General features: G+C 73.1%; 11 protein-coding genes. All 11 read right to left on the reverse strand.

Going from position 1 to position 12,964, the window contains the following annotated elements:
• Positions 1 to 15 precede the first annotated feature (15 nt).
• The 11 genes from AMK19_RS16515 to AMK19_RS16565 all read right to left on the reverse strand — a co-directional run bounded on the left by AMK19_RS16515 (position 16) and on the right by AMK19_RS16565 (position 12,942).
• Complete coding sequence (locus AMK19_RS16515) at positions 16 to 1,077, reverse strand: SCO2583 family membrane protein (protein WP_073812326.1); 1,062 nt, start codon at positions 1,075 to 1,077, stop codon at positions 16 to 18.
• 87 nt (positions 1,078 to 1,164) lie between these two features.
• Positions 1,165 to 1,734 (reverse strand): SCO2584 family spore wall biosynthesis protein, encoded by a 570-nt coding sequence (locus AMK19_RS16520; RefSeq protein WP_073812328.1) that lies wholly within the window; start codon positions 1,732 to 1,734, stop codon positions 1,165 to 1,167.
• Positions 1,735 to 1,804: 70 nt separating this feature from the next.
• Positions 1,805 to 3,133: a glutamate-5-semialdehyde dehydrogenase gene (locus AMK19_RS16525; RefSeq protein ID WP_073812330.1), complete on the reverse strand. Its 1,329-nt coding sequence runs from the start codon at positions 3,131 to 3,133 to the stop codon at positions 1,805 to 1,807.
• A 93-nt stretch (positions 3,134 to 3,226) separates the two neighbouring features.
• Positions 3,227 to 3,679 carry a hypothetical protein gene (locus tag AMK19_RS16530; RefSeq protein ID WP_083646897.1) on the reverse strand — a complete coding sequence of 151 codons (453 nt, stop codon included), beginning with the start codon at positions 3,677 to 3,679 and terminating at the stop codon, positions 3,227 to 3,229.
• A gap of 80 nt (positions 3,680 to 3,759) precedes the next feature.
• Positions 3,760 to 4,896, reverse strand: coding sequence for a glutamate 5-kinase (gene proB / locus AMK19_RS16535; protein ID WP_073812332.1), 1,137 nt, complete (start codon positions 4,894 to 4,896; stop codon positions 3,760 to 3,762).
• Between the two features lie 251 nt (positions 4,897 to 5,147).
• Positions 5,148 to 6,608, reverse strand: a complete 1,461-nt coding sequence (obgE, locus tag AMK19_RS16540) for a GTPase ObgE (protein WP_073812334.1) — start codon at positions 6,606 to 6,608, stop codon at positions 5,148 to 5,150.
• Between the two features lie 102 nt (positions 6,609 to 6,710).
• A complete protein-coding gene (rpmA, locus tag AMK19_RS16545; protein WP_014135732.1) occupies positions 6,711 to 6,968 on the reverse strand; it encodes a 50S ribosomal protein L27 in 258 nt (85 codons plus the stop codon).
• A gap of 39 nt (positions 6,969 to 7,007) precedes the next feature.
• A complete protein-coding gene (gene rplU / locus AMK19_RS16550) occupies positions 7,008 to 7,325 on the reverse strand; it encodes a 50S ribosomal protein L21 (RefSeq protein ID WP_073812337.1) in 318 nt (105 codons plus the stop codon).
• 225 nt (positions 7,326 to 7,550) lie between these two features.
• Entirely contained in the window at positions 7,551 to 11,051 is a 3,501-nt protein-coding gene (locus AMK19_RS16555) for an Rne/Rng family ribonuclease (RefSeq protein ID WP_073812339.1), read from the reverse strand.
• A 363-nt stretch (positions 11,052 to 11,414) separates the two neighbouring features.
• Entirely contained in the window at positions 11,415 to 12,188 is a 774-nt protein-coding gene (locus AMK19_RS16560) for a TIGR03936 family radical SAM-associated protein (RefSeq protein WP_073812341.1), read from the reverse strand.
• A 133-nt stretch (positions 12,189 to 12,321) separates the two neighbouring features.
• On the reverse strand, positions 12,322 to 12,942 hold the full coding sequence (locus tag AMK19_RS16565; protein WP_143200233.1) for a hypothetical protein: 621 nt from the start codon (positions 12,940 to 12,942) through the stop codon (positions 12,322 to 12,324).
• Between the last annotated feature and the right edge of the window lie 22 nt (positions 12,943 to 12,964).

Here is a 12,964-nt window from a genome sequence, read left to right on the forward strand (position 1 = left end):
GGCAGCGCGGGGCGCTCAGCCGGTGATCGGCCCGAGCACCCCGCAGCTCTGCCAGGCCGGCCGGCTGTGGTCGGTCGGGTTCACGGCGGGCGGGGTGCTCGGGTGCACGCCCGCCGCCGTGGCCAACATCGGCTGCAGGTAGTCGCTCTGCACGGTGCCGCACCCGGTGGGCCCGGCCTGGACGGTGGAGTCGACGACCCGGACCCGCCCGGCATCCAGGTCGGCCCGGTCGACGTCGATCCGCACCTCGCGGCGCACCGCGTACAGCGTGACGGAGGTGTCGCTGGTGGTGCCGGCCGGGCGCAGCGCGTAGATCAGGGTGTGGTCGGCAGTGATCTCCAGCGTGGCGGGGTCGAGTTCGCCGACCTGGACGTTGCCGGTGACCATCACGGTGTTGCTGGCCAGCGCGACCTGTCCGGGGTCGAAGCGCACCATCCAGCCGGTGGCGGCGTGGTGCTGGTCGTCGCGCGGGGCGTTGATGCTGTCGTCGTACTGGGCGAGTTCGCCGGAAGTGATCAGGTCCCGAACCTGGCCGGTCTCGTTGGCGGTCAGGGTGGCGGGGGTCAGCTCGGAGACCACCAGGTACTGCTGGGTGGCGTTCAGGGCACGCTGGACGTCCGTCCCGGCGAAGTGCGCGGTGGACGAGGCGGGGGGCATGCCGAGGCCCGCCCGGCCGTCCGCGTAGCCGGGTGGCAGCGCGGCGAACGGGTGGGCGGGGTCGGAAACGGCCCCGACCGTGCCGGACGGGCTGAGCGGGGTGACGGCGGCGGTCAGCTGGGTCCCGCTGGGCGGGACGATCTGGCCGTGCGGGGAGCTGACCCCGAAGTAGACGGCCGCGGCGAATGCCATCACCACCAGGAGCAGCAGGATCACGGCCTGCCGGGGCAGCGACCCGAACCAGCCCCAGCCGCGTGTCCGGGTGGCCCGGCCGAACGCGCCGGCCAGCCGTTCCTGCGCGGAGAGCTCCTGGATCCGGGCAGCTTTTACGAACGATTCGTCGAAGACGACGGACCGGAACTCGTCATCGTCGGAACCACCGTCGGGCGTGCCCTCGGGAGGCTCGCGCCGGTCACCCATGACACCAGGGTAGGCTCGCGCACCGCCCGCGACGAGACGCGCGCGAATAACGAGACCGCCACGGCGGCCGAGCGACGGCCGGCCCGGTCAGCCCGCCGGGACGGCCACCGTCACGGGCGGCTGCACGGAGGGCGTCGCGCCGGGGCTGCTGGTCCCGCTGGACGGCCGGGCGGGTGACTCGGGGGCGTTGCCGACACCCCGATACACGGCGGCGACGGCCAGCGCGACCACGCCGATGCCCATCACCACGGCCAGCACCCAGGCCACCGGCCGGTGCCAGCGCTGCTGGGCGACGGTGCCGCCGCGCAGCGGGTCGAAGGGCCGCAGGCGCGAGCGGCGGGTGCGCCGGTGCTGCCGGTCGCCGCCCGACCACGGGTCGGGGTAGAAGCGGTCCTCGTCCAGTCCTCCGGGCGGCGGGCGCAGCTCCAACGGCAGCACCTCGCTCCCGGAGGTGAACTCGTAGCTCCGAGCCGCACCGGCCTGTTCCGGCTCGAACCTGGTCTCGGCGGCGGCGAGTTGCCGCTCCCGGGCGCTCGGCTCGTGCACGGCGGCGGAGCGGACGAAGCTCTCGTCGAAGACCACGGTGGCGAACTCGTCGTCCGCACCACCGTGGTCGGCGCCGTCGGAGTACGGCGAGCCCCCCACGTCCTCAGCCATGGAACTCAATGTATTACCGGCCGGGGCGTTTGTCTGTGGGTCGGGCCGATCGGGTCTGTGACGCTTTCGGCTACCGGCCGCCGTGCCCGTCGGCGCCGCCGACGGTCTGCTCGGCCTCGCCGCGCACGTGGCCGTCGCCGGTCACGATGTACTTGGTGCTGGTCAGCTCCGGCAGACCCATCGGGCCGCGGGCGTGCAGCTTCTGGGTGGAGATGCCGATCTCCGCGCCGAAGCCGAATTCGCCCCCGTCGGTGAACCGCGTCGAAGCGTTGACGGCCACCGTGGTGGAGTCGACGAGCTGGGTGAAGCGGCGGGCGGCGGCCTGCGAGGTGGTGACGATCGCCTCGGTGTGGCCCGAGGAGTACCGGCGGATGTGGTCCACGGCGGCCTCCAGCGAGGGCACCACGGCGGCCGCCAGGTCCAGCGACAGGTACTCGGTGCCCCAGTCCTCCTCGGTCGCCGGGACGGCCGTCACGCCGGTGCCCTCGGCGGCCTTCAGCACCGCGCCGTCGCCGTGCACGGTGACGCCCGCCCCGGCCAGGGCGGCCAGCGCGAGCGGCAGGAAGGCGTCCGCGACGTCCTGGTGCACCAGCAGGGTCTCGGCGGCGTTGCAGACGCTGACCCGCTGTGCCTTGGAGTTCAGCAGCACGCCGACGGCCATCGCCAGGTCGGTCTGCGCGTCCACGTACACGTGGCAGTTGCCGGTGCCGGTCTCGATCACGGGGACGGTGGAGCCCTCCACCACAGTGCGGATCAGCGAGGCGCCGCCGCGCGGGATCAGCACGTCGACCAGGCCGCGGGCGCGCATCAGCTGCTGCACCGACTCGCGGCTCTCCCCCGGCACCAGCTGGATCACGTCGGCCGGCAGGCCCGCCCCGGCAACCGCCGTGCGCAGCACCTCCACCAGCGCCGTGTTGGAGCGGTACGCGGAGCCGGAGCCGCGCAGCAGCACCGCGTTGCCGGACTTCAGGCAGAGCGCCGCGGCGTCCACCGTGACGTTCGGCCGGGCCTCGTAGATGATGCCGACCACGCCGAGCGGCACCCGCACCTGGCGGACGTCCAGCCCGTTCGGCAGGGTGTAGCCGCGCACCACCTCGCCCACCGGGTCGGGCAGGCCGACCACGCTGCGCACGTCGGCGGCGATCGCGGCGATCCGCTCCTCGGTCAGCGTCAGCCGGTCGATCACCGACTCCGCGGTGCCGGCCTCGCGGGCCCGGGCGACGTCCTCGGCGTTGGCGGCGGTGATCTCCGCGGCCCGGGCGACCAGCGCGTCCGCGATCGCCAGCAGCGCGGCGTCCTTCACCGATCGCGGCACTGGCGCCAGGGCGGCGGCCGCCTCCCGGGCACGGCGCGCGGCGGCGAGGACGGGGCTGTCGACGGTGGCGGTGAGGTCGCTCATGGCCCCCAGCCTAGCGAGACAGCGGCACCGCCCCGGCGCACATTTCGCCCGCTGAGACGCCCCGGAGGCCTACCAGGCCGCGCCCCGGCCCGGTCAGTACGGGAACACCCCGCCCAACTGCGGCGGCGGACCGCCGAAACCCTCCGCCACCCGCTTGTGGTACGTCGGACGGTCGACCACTTCCAGCCCGACGATCTCCCACGCCGGGAGCTTCGCGCTGACCTTGTGCTCGCCCCACAGCCGCAGCGCGATCGCCGCCGCGTCGTGCAGGTCGCGCGCCTCCTCCCAGTACCGGAGCTCGGCGTGGTCGGCGGCGTAACGGGCCGTGAGGAAGAAGGAATGGTCGTGCGCCAGCGTCTCCAGCGACGCCCGCAGCTCCGGCAGCGGCGTCGCCGCCCCGGCCACACTCAGCACCACGTGCCACAGCCGGCCCTGCTCCGGCTCCCGCACGTCCTCCCGCTCCTCGACGCCCCGGCCGCCCTCGATGCTGGTGAGCCGCCGCTCGGGCCTCTGCCCCGGCAGCGCTTCCTCCCGCCTGCGAACCACCGGCGGCCTCCCATTCAGCGTGTCGCGCGGGCCCCCCGGCCCGCTGCTCCCACCCCCCGTACCGGCCCCGCCGCCCGCGCTCAGCCGCGCAGCACGACCAGGTCGTCGCGGTGGACGACCTCCCGTTCGTACGCCGCACCGAGCTCCTGGGCCAGATCGCGCGTGGACCGGCCGAGCAGACGGGGCAACTCCCTCGCATCAAAGTTGACCAGTCCGCGGGCGACGATGTGACCGTTTTCGCCAAGAAGGTCGACCGGATCACCCGCGACGAACTCCCCCTCCACCCCGGTCACTCCGGCCGGGAGCAGCGACTTTCCGCCGTGCACCACCGCCGTGACCGCCCCGTCGTCCAGGGTCAGCGCGCCGCGCGGCGAGGACGCGTGCTCCAGCCAGAGCAGTCGGTCCGCGGAGCGGGTGCCGGTTCGCAGGAACAGCGTGCCGGTGGGCCGGCCCGCCAACGCGTCGGCCGCGTGGCTGGCCGCCGTCAGCACCACCGGGATTCCCGCGCCGGTGGCGATCCGGGCCGCCTCCACCTTGGTCACCATGCCGCCGGTGCCGACGCCCGCCTTGCCGGCGCTGCCGACCTCCACCCCGGCCAGGTCCGCCGGGCCGCGCACCACGTCCAGCCGGCTGCTGCCGGGCTTCGACGGGTCGCCGTCGTACAGGCCGTCCACGTCGGACAGCAGCACCAGCAGATCGGCCCGCACCAGGTGCGCCACCAGCGCCGCCAACCGGTCGTTGTCGCCGAACCGGATCTCGGCGGTGGCCACCGTGTCGTTCTCGTTGACGATCGGCATCGCGCCCATCGTCAGCAGCTGCTCCAGCGTCCGGAACGCATTGCGGTAGTGCGCCCGCCGGCTGGCGTCCTCGGCGGTCAGCAGCACCTGCCCGACCCGCACCCCGTACCGCGCGAACGACGCCGTGTAACGGGCCACCAGCAGGCCCTGCCCGACACTCGCCGCCGCCTGCTGCCGGGCCAGGTCCTTGGGCCGCTTCTCCAGCCCGAGCGGCGCGAGACCGGCGGCGATGGCACCGGACGAGACCAGCACGATCTCCGGCGCGTCCTTCCCCGTCCGCACCTTCGCCAGCGCATCCACCAGCGCGTCCACCCGGTCCGCGTCCAGCCCGCCGGCGGCGGTCGTCAACGACGACGAACCGACCTTCACCACGATCCGCCGCGCCGAAACGACCTCCTCACGGAGCAACTGATCCACCATCAGTCCGACCTTTCCGACACGACGCCTGTACGCCCGCAATGTAGCCATTCGGCAGGCGGGGTACGAAATCCGGTCCGGGGCAGGCGGGCGCGAAACCGGGGACGCGGAGAACTGCGCGAGGCGGAAGGCACCCACCGGCAAGGTCGCGACGCGGGCAACGGCTTGCCGTTGATCGCGACCTGGCTGATGGATGCCGGTTGCTCGCGCAGTCTCCCGCGCCCCTGGTGGTGCGCTCCGCGGTGGTGCGCTCCTTACTGCTCCAGCTGCTCCCGGTCGGAGCTGAGCGCCTCGAAGTCCAGGTACTCCTGCTCCGCCGAGTCCCGCCCGCGCTGCTTCTCGCGACGGCGGTCGACCGCCGGCCGCTGGGTCTCGAAGCGGTGGTCCTCGCCGCGGCGGCCGAGCATCTCCGCGCCGGAGGCCATGGTCGGCTCCCAGTCGAAGACGACCGCGTTCTCCTCGGGCCCGATGACGACGGTGTCGCCCTCCTTCGCGCCGACCTTCCAGAGCTCCTGCTCGATGCCGAGGCGGGCGAGCCGGTCGGCGAGGTAGCCGACGGCCTCGTCGTTGGCGAAGTCGGTCTGGCGGACCCAGCGTTCGGGCTTGATGCCGCGGATGTGGTACGCGCCGTCCACTTCCTCGATGGTGAAGCCGGCGTCGTCCACCGCGGTCGGCCGGATGACGATGCGGGTGTTCTCCTGGACCGGCTTGGCGGCGCGGGCCTCGGAGACGATCTCGGCGAGGGCGAAGGAGAGTTCGCGCAGGCCCTTGTGGGCGATCGCGGAGACCTCGAAGACCCGGTAGCCGCGCTCCTCGAGCGAGGCGCGGGTGAGGTCGGCGATGTCCTGGCCGTCCGGGACGTCGATCTTGTTGAGGGCGACCAGTCGCGGCCGGTCCTCCAGACCGCCGTACTGGGCGAGCTCGGCCTCGATGGTTTCGAGGTCGGTGAGCGGGTCGCGGCCGGGTTCGAGGGTGGCGCAGTCGAGGACGTGGACGAGCACCTCGCAGCGCTCGACGTGCCGCAGGAACTCCAGGCCGAGGCCCTTGCCCTGGCTGGCGCCGGGGATCAGGCCGGGCACGTCGGCGATCGTGTAGACGGTCGAACCGGCGGTCACCACGCCGAGGTTGGGGACGAGGGTGGTGAACGGGTAGTCGGCGATCTTCGGCTTGGCGGCGGAGAGCACCGAGATCAGCGAGGACTTGCCGGCGCTCGGGTAGCCGACCAGCGCGACGTCGGCGACGGACTTGAGCTCCATCACGATATCGCGGGCCTCGCCGGGCTCGCCGAGCAGGGCGAAGCCGGGGGCCTTGCGGCGGGCGGAGGCGAGCGCGGAGTTGCCGAGGCCGCCGCGGCCGCCCTGGGCGGCGACGAAGGTGGTGCCGTGGCCGACCAGGTCGGCCAGCACGTTGCCCTTGCGGTCCATGACGACGGTGCCGTCCGGAACGGTCAGGACCAGGCCCTGGCCCTCGGCGCCGGTGCGGTGGCCGCCCGCGCCGGGCTTGCCGTTGGTGGCCTTGCGCTTGGGCGAGTGGTGGTACTCGAGCAGGGTGGTGACCTGCGAGTCCACCACCAGCGTCACCGAGCCGCCCTCGCCGCCGTTGCCCCCGTCGGGGCCGCCTAGCGGCTTGAACTTCTCGCGGTGCACGGAGGCGCAGCCGTGGCCTCCGTTACCCGCGGCGACGTGCAGTTCGACGCGGTCCACGAAGGTGGTCATGTGTGCCTCCAGTGCAACAAGGAAAAGGTGGTCCTGCTGGTAAAGCGCAAAGGGTGGGCCCGGATAGTCCCGGCCCACCCTTCACTGCGAGTCAGTACAGACTCAGGCCTCGACGGCCACGATGTTGACGACCTTGCGGCCGCGACGGTTGCCGAACTGAACGGCACCGGCGGTCAGCGCGAACAGGGTGTCGTCGCCGCCACGGCCGACGTTCGCACCCGGGTGGAAGTGGGTGCCGCGCTGGCGGACGATGATCTCGCCGGCGGAGACGACCTGACCGCCGAAGCGCTTCACGCCGAGGCGCTGGGCGTTCGAGTCACGACCGTTGCGAGTGGAACTCGCACCCTTCTTGTGTGCCATCTGGCTAGCCCCTTTCTAGGAAGACCGCAGTAAGTGTGATTACTTGCTGACCGAGTCGATGCTGGTGATGCGCACCGCGGTGTGCTTCTGGCGGTGGCCCTGACGACGGCGGTAGCCGGTCTTGTTCTTGTAGCGCAGGATGACGATCTTGTCGCCCTTGGTCTGGTCGACGACCTCGGCGTGAGCCTTCACTCCACCGAGCACCCACGGGTCGGAGGTGACGGACTCACCGTCGACGACGAGGATGGTCGAGAACTCGACCGAGTCACCCGGCTTGGCTTCGATACGGTCGATCTCCAGCACGTCGCCCACGGCGACCTTGTGCTGGCGGCCGCCGGCGCGAACGATCGCGTACATGCGGTACCTACTTTCCTAACTCGGTCGGAACTCCGGATGCCAGCGGCCTGGGTATGGACACAGGCTGCCTCCCCCGAAAAAGAGCCGAAAACGGCTCCCACCCGGGAGGTGAGATGCTCAGGAGCATGGCGTCAACACGCCGATGGTCAAGAATACGGACCTGTCCATCCGAAGACAAACCGGGCCGTACGGAGGGCCGGGACCGAGGTCCCGGCCCTCCGTGGCTCACTCTGCGGCGCCGTCACCTTCGGCGGCCGCGGCCTTCTTGGCCGCCGCGCTCGTCCGCTTGGTGGCGGTCTTGCGGGCGGTGGTCTTCTTGGCGGCCGTGGCGGTGGTGGTCTTCTTCGCCGCGGCCTTCTTGGCGGTGGTGGTCTTCTTCGCCGCGGTCGTCTTGGCGGCCGTCTTGCGGGCGGCACGCTTCTTCGGCGCGGGCTCCTCGGTCTCGACCGCCACGGCGACCTCGGCCTCGGGCTCCACCGCGGCCACGGCCTCGGCCGTCACCTCGGCGGCGGTCTCGGCGACCGGCTGATCGGCGGACTGCTCCGCGGCGCTCAGCGCGGCCTCCATCGCGGCCTCGGCACGGGCCTGCAGCACCACGATCTCGGCCTCGCCGGACGCCCCGGCCGGAGCGGTGGCCTTGCGCACCGCACGACGCCGGGTACGGGCCGGGGCGGCCGACGCGGCCGGCGGGATCTCCACCAGGCTCGGCTTCTCCTCGACCACGGCCTCGACGGCCGGCTCTGCCACCGGGGCCTGCTCGACCGCGACCGGCTCGACGATCTCCTCGACCTCGGCCTCGTCCGGCGCCTCGACGACCGGCTCCAGCTCCTCGACGGCCTCCACCGGCTCGACGATCTCGATCGTCTCGACGGACTCCGCCTCGGCCTGCCCGACCCCGCCGCGGCCCCGACGACGGCGCTTGCCGCCGCCCTCGCCGGCCGCGGGGGTGCTCGCGGCGGCGCCGCCGCCGTGGCTGTGCGGCTGGTCCATGTGGACGATCACGCCACGGCCGTTGCAGTGCACGCAGGGCTCGGAGAAGGACTCCAGCAGGCCTTGGCCGACCCGCTTGCGGGTCATCTGGACCAGGCCCAGCGAGGTGACCTCGGCCACCTGGTGCTTGGTCCGGTCACGGCCCAGGCACTCCAGCAGGCGGCGCAGCACGAGGTCCCGGTTGGACTCCAGCACCATGTCGATGAAGTCGATCACGATGATGCCGCCGAGGTCGCGCAGCCGCAGCTGGCGGACGATCTCCTCGGCCGCCTCGATGTTGTTGCGGGTGACGGTCTCTTCGAGGTTGCCGCCCTGGCCGACGAACTTGCCGGTGTTGACGTCGACGACGACCATCGCCTCGGTCCGGTCGATCACCAGCGAGCCGCCGGAGGGCAGCCAGACCTTGCGGTCCAGCGCCTTCATCAGCTGCTCGTCGATCCGGTACGTGGCGAACACGTCGACGTCCGAGGTCCACTTCTGCAGGCGCTCGGTGAGGTCGGGGGCGACGTTGGAGACGTAGTCGTGGATGGTGCTCCAGGCGTCCGCGCCGCTGACGATGACCTTGGTGAAGTCCTCGTTGAAGATGTCGCGGACCACGCGCACCGTCATGTCGGGCTCGCCGTAGAGCAGCGCCGGGGCGTTGCCGGTGGCGGCCTTCTTCTGGATCTCCTCCCACTGCTGCTGGAGGCGCTGGACGTCGCGGGTCAGCTCCTCCTCGGAGGCGCCCTCGGCGGCGGTGCGGACGATCACGCCCGCGTCGTCCGGGACGATCTTCTTGAGGATCTGCTTGAGGCGGGCCCGCTCGTTCTCCGGCAGCTTGCGGGAGATGCCGGTCATCGAACCCTCGGGCACGTACACCAGGTAGCGGCCGGGCAGCGAGATCTGGCTGGTCAGGCGGGCGCCCTTGTGGCCGATCGGGTCCTTGGAGACCTGCACCAGCACGGACTGGCCGGACTTCAGCACCGACTCGATCCGGCGCGGGCCGCCGTGGCCGCCGAGCGCGCCGAAGTTGACCTCGCCGGCGTACAGCACGGCGTTGCGGCCCTTGCCGATGTCGACGAACGCGGCCTCCATCGACGGCAGCACGTTCTGCACCTTGCCCAGGTACACGTTGCCGACGTAGCTGGTGGCCTGCTCCTTGTTGACGTAGTGCTCGACCAGCACGCCGTCCTCGAGCACGCCGATCTGGGTGCGGGCGCCGGTCTGGCGCACCACCATGACGCGCTCGACGGACTCGCGGCGGGCCAGAAACTCGGCCTCGGTGATGATCGGCACGCGGCGGCGGCCCAGCTCGCGGCCCTCGCGGCGGCGCTGCTTCTTGGCCTCCAGGCGGGTGGAGCCCTTGATGGACTGCACCTCGTCCGGGTCGAACGCCGGCTCGGTGGAACGGCGGCGCGGCTCGCGGACCTTCACCACGGTGCGGACGCCGTCCTCGGTCGTCTCACCCGTGTCGGCACCGCCCTCACCGCTGCGGCGGCGACGGCGACGGCGGCGGCGCGAGGAGGACAGGCCGGCGGCCAGGTCGTCGTCCTCGTCCTCGTCGTCCTGGGCCTCGGGCTCCTCGTGGGTGTCCTCGGCCTCGGTCTCGGCGGTCTCGGCCGGCTCGTTGCCGTCCTCGGCGTCACCGCGGCGGCGACGACGGCCGCCCCGACGGCGGCGGCGGGACGGACGGCCGTCCTCCTCCCACTCCGACTCCTGCTCGGGACCGGCGGCGGGCGCCTCGACCTCGGCCGGGGCCTCGACCTTCACCGGCTCCGGGGCGGTCTTCACGGGCTGCTCGACGGCCTTCGCGGCCTTCACGGGCTGCTCGGCGGCCTTCGCGGCCTGGGCAGCCTTCGCGGCCTTGGCACCCCTCGCGGGCTGCTGGACGCGCACCTGGGTACGCACCCGGCGGCGGCGGCCGACGCCGCTGTACTCGAACTCTTCGTCGCGCCCGCCCTCGTCCTGCTGCGCGGCGGCCTGCGCCTGAACCGGCTCGGCCTTGGCGGCGGGCTCGGCCTTCGCGGCAGGGGCGGCCTTCGCAGCAGGGGCGGCCTTCGCGGCGGGGGCTGTGTGGGACGCGGGCTCCTGGAACACCGGCGCCTGGAAGATCGCGGTGGAGGGACGGACGGCCCGACGGCGGGCGCGCGGCGGCTCGGCGGCCGGCGGCTCCTCGACCACGGGCTCCTCGGCGGCCGGCTCTTCGACGGCCGCGGGCTCCTCGACGGGCTCCTCGGCCACCACGGGGCTCTGGGCCGGCGCGGAGACACGCTTGCGCGCCCGACGGGCACGGGCGGGCTTCTCCTCCGCCACCGGCTCGGCGACGGGCTCGGCCGGCTCTTCGACGGCCGCGGGCTCCTCGACGGGCTCCTCGGTCGCAACGGGGCTCTGGGCCGGCGCGGAGACACGCTTGCGCGCCCGACGGGCACGGGAGGGCTTCTCCTCCGCCACCGGCTCGGCAGCGGGCTCGGCGGGGGCCTCGGCGACCGGCTCGGCGGCGGGGGTGGCCTCCGGCGCACCGGCCGGGGACTCGACACGCTTGCGGGCGCGCCGGGCCCGGGCGGGCTTCTCGGCGGCCGGCGGCTCCTCGGCGCTCGCCGGGGCGGCGACGACGGTCTCGGCGCTCTCGCTCGCGGCGCCCTGCGGGGAGCCGGCCGGGCGGGAGACCGCCCGGCGACGGCGGCGCGGCGGGGCGGCGGAGGAGCCGTCGTCGGTGTTGTCGGCCGCAGCGGACTGCGGATCGGTGTTTTCGAGCATGCGGGTGTATCTCCCGTCAGGCCCCCGGGCTCCGCATCCGGGCACGACGTGCCACCGCATTCACCAGCCGGCCGCGCTATTCGGGCGGTTCCGGCTCCAACGGTGCCGTCGTTCGGACGCGAGGCCGCACAGGGGCTCGTAGTCTCGCTCGACCCCCGCACGGCGCGGGAAGTCGAAAAGTCTTCTGGTCTGACCAGTCTTCTCAGTTTTCAAGCGGTCGGGCCGAGAGTGGCCCGGCCTGCGCGCGACGACGCTCGCTCCCCTGGGGAGCCGCGGAGGCCGGGGAGCCACAGGTCCGGAGATGTGCTCCGTGCCTGCGCTCCCGCCCACTCGGCGGACGGCGGATGCGCGCGGCGGGGCGGCCTACCGGCCGACCTCGGCCGCGGCGCGGTCGAGCGCCAGCGGGTCGGTCACCGTGCCGGTCTGCTCGTCGAGCGGCCCCTGCGCCAGCCTGGTCACCTCTGCGGGGACCGGCGGCGCGAGGTCGGCCGTCGAACGGAGGCCGGACAATACGTCGTCGGGTCGTACGGCGGGTGTGGCGTGTCGTACTACCAGGCGCAGTATCGCACAGGGAGCGCCCGTCCGAACATCGCCCGCACCGTCGGTGAGTGTGTCGTCACCGATCCCGACCTGCGCGGTGCCCTCCGGAAGCAGCTCAAGGGCCGCGACGGCGCCGCGCGCGTCGAACGTGCGCAGGCCGTTCTTGGTCATCCGCTGCACCTCGACGGCCTCGGCGGCCAGGAACACGGCGGCGGCCCGCTCGGCTTGCTCCGGCTCCACACCGGGCAGCCGCAGCAGCCACTCGGAGGCCTCCAGTCGCTCCACGAAGTTGCTGGTGCGGGCCTCGACGGCGTCGGTGATGTCCAGGCCGGGCGGCAGCGACTCGTCGAGTTGGCGGCGCAGCGCCTCCGGGTCGCGGGTGACCGCGAGGCCGATCTCCAGATACTCGGCCTCGCTGGCGGTACCGGTGGGGGCGGCGTTCGCGTAGGAGACCTTCGGGTGCGGGGTGAAGCCCGCGGAGTAGGCCATCGGGACGGCCGAGCGGCGGAGCGCGCGCTCGAACGCCCGCTGGAAGTCCCGGTGGCTGGTGAAGCGCAGACGGCCGCGCTTGGTGTAGCGCAGACGGATGCGCTGCACCGTCGGCGCGGGCGGCGGACCGTCGGGCGTGCGGCGTGCCAGGGAGCTCAGTCCTTCGTCAGTGTGTCCCCGTCCGGCCTCACACCGCTTGCGGCTCCGGCCGAACTCTGTCGCTCCAAGGGTACGCGGTGCCTCAGCCCAGCAGTGTCCGACGTACCTCCCGGGCGACCCGCCGGATCTCCGCCTTGACCGGCCACCACACCTCACGGCGCACCCAGCGGCACGGACGCATCACCGTGAACCGCCAGATCCGGCCGCCCAGTCGCCAGGCCCACACGAACGCCACCCACAGCGCGCGCAGCACCGGGAACAGCACCGGCCGCCACAGCCCGTGGTGGAAGGCCTTGCCGAGCGGCACCAGCACCCACCGCCACACCGTCCGGGCCGGCACCGCGACCAGGTACCGGGCCAGCCAGGCCACCACCTTGCCGAGCCCCGCCGCGACCGCGCGCACGCCGCGGCCGATCGGCGCCAGCACGTAGCGCCACAGCCACTCCAGCATCGGCCGCACCACCCAACGCCACAGCCCGCACAGCGGAATGACGACCAGCCACCTCAACAGCGGCCTCAGCACGTACCGCCACAGCAGCCGTAACGGCCACAGCAGCACCTTGTCGCACACCCACCCGATCCCCCGGGCGACCAGCACCAGCAACTCCCACAGCAGCCGCAACGGCACCACCACCGCCACCACCACCGGCCGCACCACGGCCACCAAACACCCGCCGCCGCCCTGCTGTTGCTGCTGTTCCACCGCTGCCGCTCCCCGTCCGCCG

It is taken from the genome of Kitasatospora sp. CB01950 (assembly GCF_001905465.1).
Taxonomy (GTDB): domain Bacteria; phylum Actinomycetota; class Actinomycetes; order Streptomycetales; family Streptomycetaceae; genus Kitasatospora.